We start from the raw sequence: 16,550 nt of genomic DNA on the forward strand, positions 1-16,550 counted from the left end.
CTCGGGCATCGAGTGAAGTTGATCGCGCCAGTTTACGTCAAGCCGTTCGTGAAGCGTCAGAAGAACGATGCGGCCGATGCGGAAGCAATCTGCGAGGCGGCAATGCGACCAACTATGCGTTTCGTCGCAGTCAAAAGCGAGGAGAAGCAGGCAGCGGCGACGGTATTCAAGGTACGTGACCTTCTCGTGCGGCAAAAGACCCAGATCATCAATGCTCTGCGTGGTCTAATGGCAGAGTTCGGGATTACCGTTCCACAAGGCCCCTCGCATGTCGGCATTCTGATTAGTCACGTTGAAGACGATAGCTCGAGCTTGACGGAGGCGCGGATCCAGAGCCATCCAAAGGATCGGCTTCAGGAATTGCTGCCGTGGCAGTGGGCGCGTGCCCGAATAGGGTTGGCCATTGTGACGGAGCGGGCGCGTTTCTGCAGGCGGCGCTAAAGCTTCGAGCGCGCCCCGCGGCGAGCGGGACCCGCCAGATGAATGCTGTCGCGGTGTCAAACCCATCCACGCAGAGAAATCTCGACCTCGTGTAAACGCACCCGACCAAGGTCCGCTTGCGAGAAGAACTTGCCGGGATAGAGTTGCCCCGCGACGCCTGCCCCTGCAAAAGGGTCGTGCAGGCATCAACCACCTTGCCGGCGTTCATCCTTTCGATCATCGACGACGAGGTGCGCCTTGATGCGCCCGGCATTCCCGGCATGGATGGCGTTCTCCATCGCGGCCGGAATGAGGACATCACAAGATTGTTCAATACCGGTCATATCGCCCGCGAAGGATCTGGCGGCTTTAAAGCCGAGAATGCTTCCGGTGCGATTTTGGTGCTGCTTCAGCTTTTCGATGGCCAAGCCTTCGGGGTTGCAGACATAGCCATCGCGCTCCGCGACGATGGTAACGCGGGCACCATCATCCTCTGATAGGAATTTCGCCACATGGTAGCCGACGTTGCCGAAACCTTGGACAATCACCGATGCCCCATTGAGATCACGCCGGTCATTCAAACCCGCGGTTCGGCGGTCTCGAAGGAAGCAGTGGATGGCGAACTGCACGCCCCGGCCCGTCGCCTCGGTGCGCCCGGCAATACCACCTTTCGACAGCGGTTTTCCCGTCACGCAGGCCCGTGCGTTGATCACGTCGGTAGGATTGGCACGCCGGTACTCGTCCATCATCCAGGCCATTTCCCGCTCAGCATTTGATGCATAGCGAATTCCGCCTTTGACCGGTTCGCAGTGCTCGCTGTGGACTGACCGCCATCCGACGAAGCTGTACATTCGCCCGCGGAGCCGCACGCCAAAGCGGACGGTGTAGGTCGAGTTGCACTGAATAATTCGTTCCGACAGGCCTTCCGGGAGATCAAGGAACGACATGGCATGGCGAAAGTTCTGGTCAACGCTCTCCAGAAACCCGGCAGAGTTAGCGTGCATCACGCGCCTCCCGCCGTTGGAAAAGCGTTACGTGAATTGATGCTTCCACCAGCATTGTTCGACGTTCCGCGGTCCGTGACAGCGGCCGGGAGTTGACTTCATCCATCTTGTACTGTCGTTGTGGTCTTGCTTGCATTTAAGCTTTCCTGGTTTTTAACTTAGGTCTTGGAAACCGTTTAACTGCCAACTTGCGGGTTCTGGGATAGGCGCGTGTCCGATGTGCCCCCGCGTTGCAACACGGGTCCGACACCTCTCTTTGTGATCGGCGTTGATCGTTTCATGTTCAGCTCGAGAGAATTCGGTGGGTGGCATTGCGGGCGAGCAGAGCATAGATCAGCGTAAACAGCCGACGCGCTGTGTCTTTGTCGACGCCTACTTTCGATGAAAGACGCTCTCTCAGCAGCTCCGCAGTTTCGTTATGGATGCCGCGCCGGCCCATGTCGATTGCTTCCAGCCTTTCACGACCAGGACGGCAGATGGCGTCGTAGTAGCTTTCGCAAATACGCGTGTAATCCTTGAGCAGCCGGCGGAAAGGCGTAAGCGAGAGATAATGACTGACGACATGCGTGCCCTCATCATCCGCGATATGCAGCGCCAGGCGACCGTCCGCCGTCTCGACCCGAAGACGATAGGGACCGCCGCCATGCCCGACAGGGATGAACGTGTTGCATTCGAGCAGATCAACGATGGCGATCGCCTGTTCCCGCTCAACTCGCGCGTCCTGGCCCCCGAAAGACCGGTCAAGCGATACATCGCAAAGACGGAAGTCAGCCGCGGCCATGACGCACCCTCCTCTCAGATCGCATCGACGCACATCGCGACGCCCATGCCGCCACCGATGCACAATGTCGCAAGGCCCTTTGAAACGCCGCGGCGCTTCAATTCGAACAGCAGCGTGTTGAGCACGCGCGCGCCGGACGCGCCGATCGGATGGCCGATGGCGATCGCGCCGCCATTGACATTGACGATGTCGGGGTTCCAGCCAAGTTCCCTATTGACTGCGCAGGCCTGGGCGGCGAAAGCTTCGTTGGCTTCCACGAGATCGAGATCGCTGATCTTCCAGCCGGCCTTTTCCAGCGCCTTGCGCGACGCCGGGATCGGCCCCGTGCCCATGATGCGCGGATCGACACCGGCCGTTGCCCAGGAGACGATGCGGGCAAGCGGCTGGATGCCGCGGTGCGCCCCTTCGTCTTCCCTCATCAGCAGGGCCGCGGCCGCACCGTCATTGATGCCGGAAGCATTTCCGGCGGTGACCGTACCCTCCTTGTCGAAGGCGGGGCGCAGCTTGGTCAACTGCTCAAGCGTGGCGCCGTGGCGGATACTCATCCTGATCGATGGTCACGTCTCCCTTGCGGCTCTTCACAACGAAGGGAGCGATCTCATCGGCAAAGCGGCCGGCCTTCTGAGCAGCCTCCGCCTTGTTCTGCGAGGCCAGCGCAAACTGATCTTGCTCCTCGCGGGTCAGCTGATACTGCCGGGCAATGTTCTCGGCGGTGATCCCCATGTGATACCCATGGAAGGCGTCGGTCAGGCCGTCCCTGATCATCGTGTCGATCATCTTCATGTCGCCCATCTTCGTGCCGTTGCGCAGATGCGCGCAGTGCGGTGCCATCGACATGGATTCCTGACCACCGGCGACGATGATCTTGGAATCGCCAGTGACGATCTGCTGCAGGCCGAGCGCCACGGCCCGCAAGCCAGAGCCGCAGAGCTGGTTGACCCCCAGGCCGTGGCTTCCTGCGGAATGCCCGCGTTGATCGCCGCCTGACGCGCCGGGTTCTGGCCTTCGCCTGCCTGCAGCACCTGCCCGAGGATCACTTCATCGACCTCGCTCGCCCCGACGCCGGCGCGTTCGAGCACCGCCTTGATGACAGCCGCACCGAGCTCATGCGCCGCCGTGTTGGCGAAAGCACCGTTGAAGGAACCGACCGCGGTCCGGGCGGCGCTGGCGATGACGATGGATGGGGTGCTCATGACAGCTCCTCCGCTGTGTGATGGATCCGGTACGCACCGGATCAGTTGATGATCGTGGCGTCGGTCGCCGCGCGTAGTTCGCTGTCCGTCACGCCATCGGCAAGCTCCACCAACTTCAGACCGCCGCCTACGACGTCGAGAACGCCAAGGTTGGTGATGATCCGGTCAACGACGCCTTGGCCGGTGAGCGGCAGGGTGCAGGCCTTCAGCACCTTCGATTCGCCCGCCTTGTTGGTGTGGTCCATGACGACGACCACCCGCTTGACACCGGCCACCAGGTCCATTGCCCCGCCCATGCCCTTGACCAGCTTGCCGGGGATCATCCAATTGGCGAGGTCACCGTTCTCAGCGACTTCCATGGCGCCGAGGATAGCCACGGCGATCTTGCCGCCGCGGATCATCGCGAAGCTTTGCGCCGAGTCAAAGAAGGCTGAATGCGGCAGCGCCGTCACCGTCTGCTTGCCGGCATTGATCAGGTCGGCGTCGATCTGCTCCTCGGTCGGGAACGGGCCGATGCCGAGCAGGCCATTCTCCGACTGCAGCGTCACATGGACACCCTCGGGAATGTAATTGGCGACCAGTGTCGGAATGCCGATGCCGAGATTGACATAGGTTCCATCTTCCAGTTCACGTGCAGCCCGCGCTGCCATCTGGTTTCTGTCCCAAGCCATATGTTTTCTCCCTCCTCAAACCGCCGCCCGCGTGGTGCGCTGTTCGATGCGTTTTTCGTGCCGACCTTGGATCAGGCGGTGAACGTAGATCCCAGGCAGATGGATCTGATCGGGATCGAGGCTGCCGGCCGGCACGATCTCCTCGACCTCGGCCACGCAGATCTTGCCGCAGGTGGCGGCCGGCGGGTTGAAGTTGCGGGCTGTCTTGCGGAACACCAGATTGCCCGTCGTGTCCGCCTTCCAGGCTTTCACGATCGAGAGGTCGGCTACGATTCCGGTCTCGAGCACGTAAGTCTCGCCGCCGAAGATTTTCAGCTCCTTGCCTTCGGCAACGAAAGTGCCGACGCCGGTCCTTGTGTAGAAGCCGGCGACACCCGCGCCCCCTGCTCGCATGCGTTCGGCGAGCGTCCCTTGGGGATTGAACTCAAGCTCCAGTTCGCCGCTCAGATATTGCCGCATGAACTCGGCGTTCTCGCCGACATAGGACGAGATCATCTTCCTGATCTGCTTGGTCTTCAGGAGGACGCCAAGACCGAAGTCATCGACGCCACAGTTGTTCGAGGCGATCGTCAGGTCTTTCGTGCCGGCTCCACGGATTGCATCGATCAACAACTCCGGAATACCGCAGAGACCGAAGCCACCAGCCGCGATGAACATCCCGTCGAACAGCAGGCCGTCCAGAGCCGCCTGTGGGTTATCGTAAGTCTTATTCATAATCTCCTCTCAAGTTACGCTGGGTGCGTGAGTTTTCGCCCGTCTTGTTCGCTTCAAGCCTGCTCCTTGAAAGCTACGCATTCACCCGCGGTTGATGCAGACGACCTTCGGTTGGGTCATGTCCTCGTAAGCGAAGCGCACACCTTCGCGGCCCATGCTGCCATATTTGAAGCCGCCAAACGGCATGGCATCGAAGCGGTAGTCGGACGAGTCGTTGATCATGACGCCGCCGGCCTCGATCCGGTTCGCTGCGTCGAGCGCGACAGTGAGATTGTTGGTAAAGATGCCGGCATGCAGGCTGTAGTCCCGATCGTTGGCCACCTCGATCGCCTCATCGAGCGTGTCGAACGGCGCAAGCATGACGACCGGCGCGAACACTTCCTCATGCCACAGCCGGCAAGTCAAAGGCGTGCCTTCCAGGACCGTCGGGTGATACAGGGATCCTTCGCGACGGTGCCCGCAAAGCAGCTTGGCGCCTGCATTGATCGCTTCATTGACGGCGGCTTCGGTGCGTTCTGCGACCTGTTTCGAGATCATCGGACCGACGTCGGTGTCCTCCTGCAGCGGGTCGCCGGCCTTGAGCTTGTTGGTGGCCGCAACAAAGGCATTGCGGAAACGATCGTAGAGCTCCGCCTGGATCAGGATGCGCTGCGCACCGATGCAGTTCTGGCCCGCAGCCCAGAAGGCACCAGACACGCAGCCGTCGACAGCCTTATCGAAGTCGCAGTCGTTCATGACGATAACTGGCGCATTGCCGCCAAGCTCCATCGCGAGCTTCTTCAGCCCAGCCGCGCGGGTGATCGCCTCGCCGGTGGCAAAGCCGCCTGTGAAGGACACCATCCGGACATCGCGGGCAGCGATCATTGCGGTAACGAGTTCCCTGTCACCATGAACGACGGTGATGACCTCCTGAGGCAAGCCGGCCTCGCGCAGCGCTTCGACCAGCTTGATTGCCGAGAACGGCGTCAGGTTCGACGGCTTGAGCAGCACCGCGTTGCCGCCGGCGATCGCCGGGCCGAGCTTGTGCGCGACAAGGTTCAGCGGATCGTTATACGGGGTAATGGCGGCGATGATGCCGAGCGGCTCGCGGGTGAACCAACCCTGGCGTTGTTCCGATCCGACATAGGCATCGAAGGGCACGATCTCGCCAGCATTGCGCTTTGCTTCTTCCGCCGAAAGCTTCAGCGTGTTGACACAACGAAGCACTTCCTTCCGCGCCTGAATGATCGTCTTGCCGGCTTCGCGAACGATAGTCTCGGCAAAAGCGTCACGACGGCTTTCGACGATCCGGGCAGCCCCTTCGAGAATGCTCGCCCGTTTGTGCCTCGACAGATTGCGCGAGAGCTCGGCGCCGCGGCGGGCGGTCGCCAGCAGGCGATCGATCTCTGTTGCAGCGGTCGCCTCGACCGTCCCAAGCAGTGCCCCGTCATAGGGGCTGTGAACAGAGATCGGCGCCAGGCTGGTCGTGATATGGAGTTTGGCGGCAGTCATGTGGCCAGCTTCCCTATGATGGACCTCTTCCTGGAGGTCGCGTTTATCCTTAGGACAGAGGGGTCCCCTGCCCGTTCCGGCTTCAATGCGGTCTTTGAGGACAAGCCCTGGCGGCCGGCATCACCGGCCGCCGAAGACGTGAATATCGATCAGAGCTTCTGGCCGTCGCGAACCAGTTCATCCATGACGGAGCGAACTGCCTTCTCAGCGATTGAGACGATCTCGTCCACTTCTTCCCTTGTGATGACGAGCGGCGGTGCAAAACCCAGGATGTCGCCGTGCGGCATGGCGCGGGCGATCAGGCCGCGGTCGCGGGCGGCCTTGGAGACGCGTGCACCAACTTTCAGCGAAGGATCGAAACGCTTCTTGCTCTCGCGGTCGCCGACGAATTCGATTGCGCCCATCAGACCAACACCACGCACTTCGCCGACGATCGGCAACTGTGCGAACTTCTCTTTGAGCTGCGCCTGGAAGTAGGCGCCGACCTCGCGGGCATTGCCGGGCAGATTCTCCCTTTCAACGATGTCGAGAACCGCGTTGGCAGCGGCCGCACCGATTGGGTGACCGGAGTAAGTGTAGCCATGTGAGAACGCCCCTACTTGGTCGGCTCCGTCTTCTAGCACCTGGTAGATTTTCTCGCCGACGATCGAGGCGGACAGTGGGAAGTATGCGGAGGTGAGGCCCTTGGCGACCGTGATCAGGTCGGGTTCGATGCCGTAATGCAGCGAGCCGAACATCGATCCAGTGCGACCGAAGCCGGTGATGACTTCGTCCGCGATTAGAAGGACGTCGTGTTTCTTGAGCACCGCCTGAATGGCCACCCAGTAACCTTCCGGCGGCGGCGTGATACCGCCGGTGCCCAAAACGGGTTCAGCAATAAAAGCGCCGACATTGTCAGGGCCGAGACGCTCGATCAGTCGATCAAGCTCGGCAGCGCGGCGGCGGGAGAACTCCCGCTCGGTCTCGCCGGCGTTAGCGCCCCAGTAGTGGTGCGGCACGCCGGTATGGACGATCTGCGGCAGCGGCAGGTCCATGTGGTCGTGATAGAAGCTCATGCCTGTCATCGAGCCGGACACCACGCTGCAGCCGTGATAGCCGCGCTCGCGCGATACGATCTTCTTCTTCGTCGGCTTGCCGCGCAGGTTGTTATAGTACCAGACGAGCTTGGCTTGGGTCTCGTTGGCGTCCGAGCCGGACATTCCGTAAAACACCTTGCTCATCTTGCCGGGCGCCATCTTCACCAGACGATCGGAAAGGATGGCGAGCTCGTCCGTCGTGTGCGCCGCATAGGAGTGATAGTACGCAAGGCGATAGGCCTGGCGGGAGATCGCTTCGGCGACTTCGGCTCGACCATACCCAACGTTGACGCAGTAGAGGCCGGCAAAACCATCAATTAGCTGATTGCCGTGGGCATCCTGAATGCGAATGCCCTTGCCTGTCTCGACGATCGTCGGTTCGCCAAGCTTGCCGGTGGCGAAGTCCTTGAGCTGCGTAAAAGGATGCAAGACAGAGTTGCGGTCCTTTTCGGCGATGTCCGAAATGTTGATAGTCATTGTTGCTTCCTTCTAAGCTGCGGCTATGTCGATAAAGTACTCGGGTTGATGGAGTCCGGCCTCGCCCTCCGCCCAGCGTTTGCCGGATAACCTGCTGTCCCGCTCCAAATACTTGCTTGGAGTTAGCTTAGGCGGACTGAAGACGCACTTGACTGCGTATTGCGATGCTTCTGAGCAGAAGTTCTGCACAAAATTATTCGTACCGCAGGATATCGACTAGGTGGACCAAAAGTCGCACATCTGCCACCGACAGCGTGCCAGCGCCGACAAAAGAAATTGAGGGAAGAAGGAGTAATCGAGTAATCGGGGCTGACGTATCCATTGTATCTCCGAAGGTGGTGGGACGCCATGCTTACAATGATTGTCTTGGTGTCGCTTGAACGCGAAAGGGCAGACAAAACGATTCATTCCCCGCCCCGACCGGAAAGCACGGCGATCGCCTACACCACCTGCTAGGAGATCATCTCAAAGCAGGCAGTTGACGCGGCAGGGCCGTGATCGTCCTTCGGAACACGGCTGCCATCACACCATGGAACCTCATTGCAACATGGCTAAACGCGAGAGAGGTGGCACCGTCCCTAGTCCAGTTTATAAAGCGACCTATTGTTCTTGTAGAGAATCATTCTGGCCGCATCAACGGCTTCGTCGCAACTGAGGCTCCCCCCCACGACGTGCTCTGTAAGCGCCTTTGCCAGGTAGCGCTTGCCCCAACGTCCGGCCAACCAGTAGAGCTCAGGAATATGATAGGCATCGCTTGCGAACAAGATCTTAGAAAGTGGAACGACTTCCATCACTTCCATATAACGCTGATACAAACTTTGGTGCACAAAGGGCGTCATAATCGACAGCTCAAAATAGCAGTTCGGATATATATGACTGATCCATGCAGCCTTTTCGACTGAAGGAAAACCCGCGTGGAGCGGAATAATCTTGGGCATACGCATAACATTATCCCGGTCGAAACGTACAACTTCCTCCAAATAGAACGGATCTTGATTGCGAAGAATTACATCAGGCGCCTCACCATCGCCGGTGTGAATCTGCATTGGAATATCTCGCTTCAGGCATTCTTCGAGAGCGAGAGAAAAATTGTAGCGGCACAGATCCTTTGTGAGATTATAGGCCGACTCTCGGCCCATGCTTGGAATCTTGTGGAAGGACTCCCTGAGCGCCCGCCATGTTGCCTGAGCGGGCCCACGATCATACAGCGGCCGGATCAGTCCGATGTACGGTAGAAGATAAGATTTCATGCCATATGATTTCTTCCCGTAATTTCCTTCTCCATCGAGCAGTTCGCGAAGTCTTGCCGTAAATCGCTGCTCATATTCATCGAACGTGATGTCGAGGGGAAAGAGTTCGCGTTGGATCATTTCTATCCTGGCCAGCCGGTTCATACGGCACGGCGCTATGGCTTCTTCGAAGCGAGAGAGTTCGTCGGCGCCACACCCCTCGGCATAGCCAGTATCCAACATGATGTTTTGAAGGTTCACGTCTCGAAAGAGGCTGTTGACGTAGGCCCAATAATTCTTGCCGCGATCGTTACGTGCTTCGATGACAGCTTCTAGTTTTGGCTCACAGTCTAAGAACTGCGCGAGTTCTTTGACCAGAAATTTCATGAACACACTTTCAGCCAAATCGCTGGTTATCCCGTCAACCTTATTTTGTATGTCGAACTGCTTGTCTAGATCACGTCTGGTTGCTTCGTCGCTGTTCAGCCACCGAGTGTATACTCCATCCGGGAAATAGTTTGGCACCGCGTACCCAGCCAGGGAAATACGTTGCATGTACCGCTGCGGGGTCGTGAACGCATCTCGATCCGTGATTATGTGGCAATGCGCATCATCTATTGGCAGGTCATTAATGGCCTCGAAAATTTCGATAAACTCTGGATGCTGTTTCGATAAGAACAGCGGAAGGTGCTCCAGGTGCATTGCTGCTTTACTGCGTGTCATTTCTCTTTCCATATTTCGGACCTCCGCGAATGAAATTTTAGGGGGTTGTCGCGTTATCTGTAAGCACCAAGACTAAGAGTCGCGGCTCTAGACACAGTTCGGCTGCCGACCCGTTCCTACCTGCGACCAAGCTGGCAGCCTTGTGCGAGGTTGGACTGGCCCTGTCGAATGACTAGCATTGCACTGTTCTCTGGATCGATCCCTTTGCCTCGGCTAGGGCGACCGACGCTGTTATCGTTGGGGGGTCGGGAACCCTATTTAGGCAGGCAGCAAACCATTGCTTTGGACGAGCATCTACCGATCCAACCGTATCCGGATAGAATGAGACGTTCAAAAGGGGGTGTGGTTCGAGCTTTGGTTGGACCACACCACCTTTTCGATGTTAGTGCTCGATTGAACGATCCACGCCGTACCACTTAATGGTCATTTTGGAGAGCGAGCCTTCCTTCCTTATGCTCTCGACAGCCTCCTTGATCTTAGCAGTGAATTCGTGGTCGTCACGAAGAACTGCAAAAGAACATGGTGCCGAGTAGAGCGGGGGCTGGATTATCTTCAACGGATATCCTGCTTCAATCGCTTGCAACACGGTGTCTTCCTCGCCAACAACGGCATCAAGACGAACGCCGTCGCCGAGCCTGAGATCGTCAATCGGAGGATATGTGCCAGCCCCGTAAGACTTCACCTCACCCGGCGTAAACTGGTATTCTATTGGCTTCGCGTTGATCCAATCTGGGGTGAGTTTGTGGTTTGCGTAGAGCTCCCCAACCGTACTCACCAAGACGCCAACGGTCTTGCCGTCGAGATCGGAAAGCTGGGTAGACTTGCTGTCCTTGTGAACGGCTATGACCGCGGGCGAATAGAAATACGCAGCGGGGAAGTCGAATTTTTCAGCACGAGCCTTGGTCGGAGTCATTTGGCCCATTGCCATATCCCAACGGCCCTGCCATTTGCCGGAGATGATGACATCCCAGCCAGGCGTTACGAACTTCACCTGCACTCCGAGACGCTCCGCTATAGCCTTGGCAAGGTCAATGTCGGAACCATCCAGTTCTTGTTTGTCATTTAGAAACGACATCTTTCCCCAGTCTGTCCCGACGGCAACTGTGAGAGTTTTTGTAGTAAGTACGCGATCAAGCACCTGGCCAGCATGGACCGGGGTTGACAAAGTCACCGACGTAACTGCGAACGATGCTGCTGCGATCATTCTCATCAGCTTATTCATGCGCTGTTCCTAATTTATGTTTGTTGATGGTGGGCGGGTCTGAGTCCGCGGCCCAGACAATCTTCAGAACCAAGACCGGTCACTTGCTGTGCGGCGCAAATTCCATAGGCGTGTTTATCTCATCTTAGCATTTAATGCAACAAACGTTTGACACACTTATGAAATGCTCCATGCGTCTCAAGGGTCAACATTGGCCGCCGGCTTCGGTCGTCGACTATCTCTGATAGGCAGGTGATGACCAGGTGGCCTAGCCGCCCAGGCAATCCGCCGTGAGACGCGGTCAATCCATATGTCCCAACAGTCTGTCGAGGTCCCCAAAAGCATCCCGGATCATTGTGCGTACAGGCCAAAGCCTCACGCTATGCCCCGTACCGTACAGACAGGTCCCGGCGTCGGCCAACTTGTCAGGTTTGCTGACGCGGAAGGGATAGAACCAAAGTGCTTGTAAACAGATTGAGATGTACGAAGAACCGGATATACGCCGCATAGGTCTCCGGGACACGATCTGCCCTTGCTGATTGCCGTAGACGGCCCGCCATGTGCAGTTGTACGTTGATTTGGCCGCTGAGCGATGTGTCGAGAATTTGAGAGACGCTCAAACAACAGGTCGGCTCGCTAGGCGGCCCTTGCTCAAAACAGCCAACGGCAGTTCTGGACACTAGACACCGTAAGGCACAACGCACCGCGACTCCTCAACCGAGCGGGCCTCGGAAGATCACTCGGTTCGAACACAAGGCGGCTCCAACCGTCTTTGCAGACCAGCAAAAGTATTTCAGTCAATTGCTAGCACTTTGCGACGGACGCTGGACAAGAATTGAACTTGGCCTTCAGCGATGAAGATACTTTCGGTGATCTCGATACCCCTATCACCGTACCATAGGCCTGACATGAAGTGGAAAGTCATTCCGGGGCGCAACTCAGTCTTGTCGCCGTTCCGGAAGCTACCTGCGGATTTCGGATTAGCGGGACAGCGATTCCGGTAAATCCCGGTCGTTTCACTAAATTGTCAAGCGAAGCGAGGAATTGACCCCCTTCATTGATTGGTCGTTTCGTTTGGTTCAAGCGCCGCTCCGGCCTTCTGCAGAAGGCCGGAGCGGCGCTTTTCGCGAAGCCGATAGCTGTCGCCTCGGATGGTGATCACGGTCGAATGATGAAGCAGGCGGTCCAGTATCGCCGTGGCGACCACGGGGTCACCAAAGACGCTTCCCCATTCTCCCACAGAGCGGTTGGAGGTGATCAGGATTGATCCCTTCTCATAGCGCCGAGAGACCAATTGAAAGAACAGGTGGGCGGCGTTGGCTTCGAACGGAAGATAGCCGAGCTCGTCGATGATCAGCAATTTCGGCCGCGACAAGATCGTCAATTGCTTGTCGAGCGAACCATCGTTGTGTGCTTTGGCCAGCATCGCTACCAACGTGGCAGCGGTCACGAACTGCACGTTGTAGTTCTGACGTATCGCCTCGCGGCCAAGGCTGACAGCAAGGTGGGTTTTACCCGTACCAGGAGGCCCAAGGAATAGCACCGTATCGCCGTGAGCGATCCAGCGGCAGGTCGCCAGTCCCTGATTTGCCCATGATCAAGCGACGGCTGCGCCTCGAAGTCAAAGCCGTCGAGTTCGCGAACGAACGGGAACTGCGCCAGCTTGCTCGACATGGAGATGCGCCGCTCATCGCGCCGGGCGATCTCTCGCGATACCAGGAATGCCAGAGCTTCGCGCAAGTTCATCTTCGAGCGGGCCGCCTCGTCAAGCAGAGTGTCGAGCTGATCGCGGATCGCCGTCAGTTTCAGTCGATCGAGTGTTGCGATGAGTAGGTCGTGATCCACGTTCGTCATCACCAGCCTCCTCCAACAATCGCCTCGTATTCGGCGAGCGGCCGCAGCAAGGCGGCTGGCGCTATCTCAACTGGAGCTGTGCGCACCGGTCCTTCGCTACCAGCCACGCCAACAAAATGGGACCGGTCCACGATCCGTTGTCGCCGTCCCTGGCAGAGAGCATGATCGGCCACTACCTGGCCCGCGTGACGGATGATCACACGGCCTGCCAGCACAACGACTTGAACGCTCTCGCCGATTAGGCGCCAAGGTACCGAATAGCTGTTCGTGTCGAGGTCTATCGCGCAGTCCGCCTGAACTTTGCGCACGAGATCGCGCAATTGTCCGAACGGTGCGCGGCCAGCCAGCGGACGAAGCGCGTCAGCCACCGCAGCAAAGCGTTCCGTCGGCGCTACGCCGGTCGTGCCGTGTTCACGCTGGTCGGCAACCTCGCGAATCCACCGGGCCAGATGCGCCTCGAACGACGCCCAGCTCTCGAACCGGCGACCGGCGATCGCGTTCTTCTTGACGTAGCCGACTCCGCGCTCGTCCTTGCCCTTCGTACGGGCGCGATATGGTGCGCAAGCTCGTGGGGTGAAGCCCCAGTAACGAGCAAAGGCATGCAATCGCGCATTGAACCGCACCTCCCGGCTGACCGCATCGTGGTGTTCGACCAGCGGCTTCGCATTATCCAGCAACACCTCATTGGGAACGCCGCCAAATCGAAGGAACGCACCTTCCATTCCTTCGAACCAGTCGGTTTGCCCCTCTCGCAACGAGGCTCGGATATGGATGCGTCTCGAGTAACCCAACGTTGCGACAAACACGTACACCCGAAGCCGCTCACCGCCGATCCATACGCGCGTCTGGCCAAAGTCGATTTGCAACTGGCGACCTGGTGGAGTTTCGAACCGAACTGTCGCACGCTTCTGTGCCTTCAACTCCCGTCGCCACTGCCGAACTCGAAGCTCTACAGAACGCAGGCCGATGACAATTCCGTGCTCGCTCGCCAACTCCTGGCGGATTACATCCGCATTGCCGTCATGACGGAAAAAACGTTCTCGCAGCCAATCGTCCAGCCCGTCAAACGAACTGCGCCGAGCAGGTTTCTTGAAAGGCGAGACGCCGCCTTCCCGCAAATATCGGCGAACCGTGTTGCGCGCACATCCAAATTCCCTAGACAGCCGCTTGGCACCCCAACCAAGCGCATGTAGTCGCAACATTGCCACCACCTCATCAGCCTGAAGCATATCCCCGCCCTGCATCGTTCGCGACAATGCAGGATGCAATGAAATCTCGCTCGTCATCCAACTCTCCTCGTTTTGACACGAGGGGGTCAGTTCTTCGCTTCGTTAGGGGCGGGGTCAGTTTCTCATTTCGCCCGACAAAATCGCGGACAGTCTCGCGGGATCGACTTTCGTTCGCCTGGTTGATGTCATGGGTTATTGATTTCGGCGTTTCGCGCTTCAAGAGCGGTCGTGGTTTTTGCTTCCTCATGCTGTCTCGCTCGAGCGCAATTCGATGGGCGTTATGGACGATGCGGTCGAGGATGGCGTCAGCGATCGTCGGCTCCCCGATCATCTCGTGCCACTGCGCCACGGGGAGTAGGGCGGTGATCAGAGTGGATTTCCGGCGGTAGCGCTCTTCGAAGATTTCCAGGAGCCGCTGCTGATCGCTGAGCGCATGAGTTCCCCAGTCATGAGGATGAGCAATTGAACACGCGCGAGCTTGTCGACCAATCGAGGGAACCGACCGTCGAGGCGCGCCAACGCCAAATCCTCGAAGAGACGGGGCATGCGGACATAGAGAACGGAATAATCGAGGCGGGCCGCCTGGCGTCCGATGGGCAGGCAAGCCAATTTTTGCCCGTTCCCGTTTGTCCGGTCAGGATCAAGTGCTCATGGGCTTTGAGCCATTCGCCTTGGGCCAAGGCGAGAAGCTGTCGGCGGCCAAGGCCGCGATGGGCGGCGAAGTCGATGTTCTCGATGCAAGCATCGGGGAAGCGCAGTTGGCGATTGCCAGCCGGTTGGTCAGGCGCTTGTCGCCGCGCACGGCCATCTCCCGGTCGAGCATCAGGCCGAGCCATTCATCGCGGTTGAGATCGCTGCCCTCGGGCTGATTGGCCAGTTCGCGATAAGCTGCCGCAATGCCGGATAGACCGAGTGCGTGCATCTGGTCGAAGGTTGGATGTGTGAGCATGTGAGTGTCTTCCAGGAGCTGCCGCGGATGTTGCCATGCGCTGGGGCTGGCTTGACCGGCTCGGCGACAGGCGAGGCCTGATCGAGGCCGGATTTGAGGATGGTGCTGACGGAGGAATAGCTGAGCGCATTGATCGTCAGTGCCCGATCGCACGCCGCCTCAAGACGCTCAGGCCCGTACCGGCGCGCGAGCGTAGAACGCCTTGAGCGGCGCGGTATCCCTGCTGGGGAAGGGGCCTGTCGCGCTCAGCCGCTCGATCAGGATTGCAGCGTTGCGGCCAATCTTTGCAGCCTGCTTGATGAGGCTCGCGGACGTCGTGTTGGCATAGTGTTGATGCGTCTTCGGCATGTGCTCGTTAACGGTGACATGACCAGCTCGCTGCGACGTCCGGCGGTGGCTGGCGACACGTTGGTGATCATGGAAGACCTCGACGATCCGGCTTGTAAGGCGGACATTGACCTGGCGGCCGATCAGGCGGTGCGGCACGGAATAAAAAGCCTTGTCGACTTCGACATGGTAGTCGGGATGAACCTTTGCCGATTTCCATTCGGAATATTCGAATGGCGTTGCCGGCAAGGGTGCAAGCGCTTCGCGTTCGATCTCCTCGAAGAGCTGACGTCGGGATTTGCCAACCCGCCACATCGGCCGGTTATTGAGATCGTCGAGAAGCTGGCTGATCCGCACGTTGAGATCGACGAGGCTGAAGGTCGTTTCTCAGCCGCGCCAGGATCCAGCGCTCAACGATCAGAACGCTGCCTTCGACCTTTGCCTTGTCCTTCGGCCGTTTTGGACGGGTCGGCAGGATCGTCGTGTCGTAATGTTCGGCGAAAGCTGCAAAAGTGGCGTTGATGGTCGGCTCGAACCACAAGGGCTTGGCAACGCCGGCCTTGAGGTTGTCGCAGAGATCGCCTTGGTCACGCCACCGAAGAAGCTCAGCGCCCGTTGCTGACCCTCGATCCAGTCCGGCAGCCGTTGAGTGAAGCTTGCATAGGCGAAGGTGTACAAAGAGGCCGGCAGAACCGCGACGAAGATCTGCGCCGGCCGGATCTCGCCCGTCGCCGGATCGATCACCGGGACGGTGGCCGGCGTAGTCGGTTTGCATCCCCGCGCTGGCAATGTGGCGATTGCGGAAGGTGGCGCTGGCGCGCTGTTCGAAAGCGGCGAAACGCTCACAGAACCATATATCCATAACCGCTGGGGTGCCGTCCGCGGTATTCCTGCCACAACAGCGTCAGCGTCACGCCCTTTCGCTTCAGTTCACTGGCGATCTTGCCCCAGTCGGGCTCGTGCATGTCCTGGGGCGGGCGGCCGCGACGATGGAACAGGCGACGCTGTAAAACAGCGTCCTCGTCAAGCCCAGGCGGCAACGGTCAGCCCGTCAGCCCGGCCTCACGCGCCCGCAGCAGTACGCATACGCGGAAGGCCGCCTTGAGAGATGTCCGGAAACGTAGCTGACTGTGGGTATGGACATTTATACTGACAGTCAGCGTGATAACCGTCTTGAGATCGTCGACACTGGTCGGCGTCGGCGTTTCAGC

The 16,550-nt window shown here is 58.7% G+C and carries 9 protein-coding genes and 8 pseudogenes; 2 read left to right on the plus strand and 15 right to left on the minus strand.

The features are described 5' to 3' along the window. Positions 1 to 315, plus strand: a pseudogene (locus tag BSG20_RS32410) (IS110 family transposase); the annotation flags it as partial. On the opposite strand, the gene BSG20_RS39055 reads toward BSG20_RS32410, so the two are convergent. The 8 genes and pseudogenes from BSG20_RS39055 to BSG20_RS32450 form a co-directional block, all read right to left on the minus strand. Then, positions 226 to 627, minus strand: coding sequence for a transposase (locus tag BSG20_RS39055; protein WP_093041723.1), 402 nt, complete (start codon positions 625 to 627; stop codon positions 226 to 228). The pseudogene BSG20_RS32410 and the gene BSG20_RS39055 overlap by 90 nt on opposite strands. A 32-nt stretch (positions 628 to 659) precedes the next feature. Continuing rightward, positions 660 to 1,367 (minus strand): annotated as a pseudogene (locus BSG20_RS32420) (Glu/Leu/Phe/Val family dehydrogenase); the annotation flags it as partial. 340 nt (positions 1,368 to 1,707) lie between these two features. Beyond that, a complete protein-coding gene (locus BSG20_RS32425) occupies positions 1,708 to 2,205 on the minus strand; it encodes a UPF0262 family protein (RefSeq protein WP_072381931.1) in 498 nt (165 codons plus the stop codon). Between the two features lie 14 nt (positions 2,206 to 2,219). Continuing rightward, positions 2,220 to 3,398: pseudogene (locus tag BSG20_RS32430) on the minus strand (acetyl-CoA C-acetyltransferase). 41 nt (positions 3,399 to 3,439) lie between these two features. Further along, a complete protein-coding gene (locus BSG20_RS32435; protein WP_072381933.1) occupies positions 3,440 to 4,069 on the minus strand; it encodes a 3-oxoacid CoA-transferase subunit B in 630 nt (209 codons plus the stop codon). A gap of 15 nt (positions 4,070 to 4,084) precedes the next feature. Beyond that, positions 4,085 to 4,783: a CoA transferase subunit A gene (locus tag BSG20_RS32440; protein WP_072381935.1), complete on the minus strand. Its 699-nt coding sequence runs from the start codon at positions 4,781 to 4,783 to the stop codon at positions 4,085 to 4,087. Between the two features lie 81 nt (positions 4,784 to 4,864). Further along, complete coding sequence (locus BSG20_RS32445; protein ID WP_072381936.1) at positions 4,865 to 6,274, minus strand: aldehyde dehydrogenase family protein; 1,410 nt, start codon at positions 6,272 to 6,274, stop codon at positions 4,865 to 4,867. A 149-nt stretch (positions 6,275 to 6,423) separates the two neighbouring features. Then, on the minus strand, positions 6,424 to 7,827 hold the full coding sequence (locus tag BSG20_RS32450; RefSeq protein ID WP_072381938.1) for an aspartate aminotransferase family protein: 1,404 nt from the start codon (positions 7,825 to 7,827) through the stop codon (positions 6,424 to 6,426). A gap of 183 nt (positions 7,828 to 8,010) precedes the next feature. Here BSG20_RS32450 and BSG20_RS38050 point away from each other — a divergent pair. Continuing rightward, positions 8,011 to 8,223: pseudogene (locus BSG20_RS38050) on the plus strand (ArsR family transcriptional regulator); the annotation flags it as partial. A 182-nt stretch (positions 8,224 to 8,405) separates the two neighbouring features. Here BSG20_RS38050 and BSG20_RS32460 read toward each other — a convergent pair. The 7 genes and pseudogenes from BSG20_RS32460 to istA (BSG20_RS32490) all read right to left on the minus strand — a co-directional run. Then, positions 8,406 to 9,779, minus strand: coding sequence for an amidohydrolase family protein (locus BSG20_RS32460; protein WP_093041720.1), 1,374 nt, complete (start codon positions 9,777 to 9,779; stop codon positions 8,406 to 8,408). Between the two features lie 382 nt (positions 9,780 to 10,161). Beyond that, the gene (locus tag BSG20_RS32465; protein ID WP_072381942.1) at positions 10,162 to 11,001 is read right to left on the minus strand and encodes a transporter substrate-binding domain-containing protein; all 840 of its coding nucleotides are present in this window, start codon (positions 10,999 to 11,001) and stop codon (positions 10,162 to 10,164) included. A 772-nt stretch (positions 11,002 to 11,773) separates the two neighbouring features. Beyond that, positions 11,774 to 11,944, minus strand: a pseudogene (locus BSG20_RS38055) (ectoine hydrolase DoeA); the annotation flags it as partial. A gap of 90 nt (positions 11,945 to 12,034) precedes the next feature. Continuing rightward, positions 12,035 to 12,834 (minus strand): annotated as a pseudogene (istB, locus tag BSG20_RS32475) (IS21-like element ISSme2 family helper ATPase IstB). Beyond that, entirely contained in the window at positions 12,834 to 14,120 is a 1,287-nt protein-coding gene (gene istA / locus BSG20_RS32480) for an IS21 family transposase (RefSeq protein ID WP_072381945.1), read from the minus strand. Before istA (BSG20_RS32480) ends, istB (BSG20_RS32475) begins: the two are co-directional and overlap by 1 nt. Before the next feature lie 169 nt (positions 14,121 to 14,289). Further along, positions 14,290 to 15,012: pseudogene (istB, locus tag BSG20_RS32485) on the minus strand (IS21-like element helper ATPase IstB); the annotation flags it as partial. An 11-nt stretch (positions 15,013 to 15,023) separates the two neighbouring features. After that, positions 15,024 to 16,421, minus strand: a pseudogene (istA, locus tag BSG20_RS32490) (IS21 family transposase); the annotation flags it as partial. Positions 16,422 to 16,550: the final 129 nt, after the last annotated feature.

It is taken from the genome of Rhizobium tibeticum, from assembly GCF_900110205.1.
Taxonomy (GTDB): domain Bacteria; phylum Pseudomonadota; class Alphaproteobacteria; order Rhizobiales; family Rhizobiaceae; genus Rhizobium; species Rhizobium tibeticum.

Excerpts from the sequence above, each read along its gene's own strand:
- BSG20_RS32465 (WP_072381942.1), bottom strand. The coding sequence starts at position 11,001 with ATGAATAAGCTGATGAGAATGATCGCAGCAGCATCGTTCGCAGTTACG.
- BSG20_RS39055 (WP_093041723.1), bottom strand. The coding sequence starts at position 627 with ATGCCTGCACGACCCTTTTGCAGGGGCAGGCGTCGCGGGGCAACTCTA.
- BSG20_RS32425 (WP_072381931.1), bottom strand. The coding sequence starts at position 2,205 with ATGGCCGCGGCTGACTTCCGTCTTTGCGATGTATCGCTTGACCGGTCT.
- BSG20_RS32445 (WP_072381936.1), bottom strand. The coding sequence starts at position 6,274 with ATGACTGCCGCCAAACTCCATATCACGACCAGCCTGGCGCCGATCTCT.
- BSG20_RS32440 (WP_072381935.1), bottom strand. The coding sequence starts at position 4,783 with ATGAATAAGACTTACGATAACCCACAGGCGGCTCTGGACGGCCTGCTG.
- BSG20_RS32460 (WP_093041720.1), bottom strand. The coding sequence starts at position 9,779 with ATGACACGCAGTAAAGCAGCAATGCACCTGGAGCACCTTCCGCTGTTC.
- BSG20_RS32450 (WP_072381938.1), bottom strand. The coding sequence starts at position 7,827 with ATGACTATCAACATTTCGGACATCGCCGAAAAGGACCGCAACTCTGTC.
- istA (WP_072381945.1), bottom strand. The coding sequence starts at position 14,120 with ATGACGAGCGAGATTTCATTGCATCCTGCATTGTCGCGAACGATGCAG.
- BSG20_RS32435 (WP_072381933.1), bottom strand. The coding sequence starts at position 4,069 with ATGGCTTGGGACAGAAACCAGATGGCAGCGCGGGCTGCACGTGAACTG.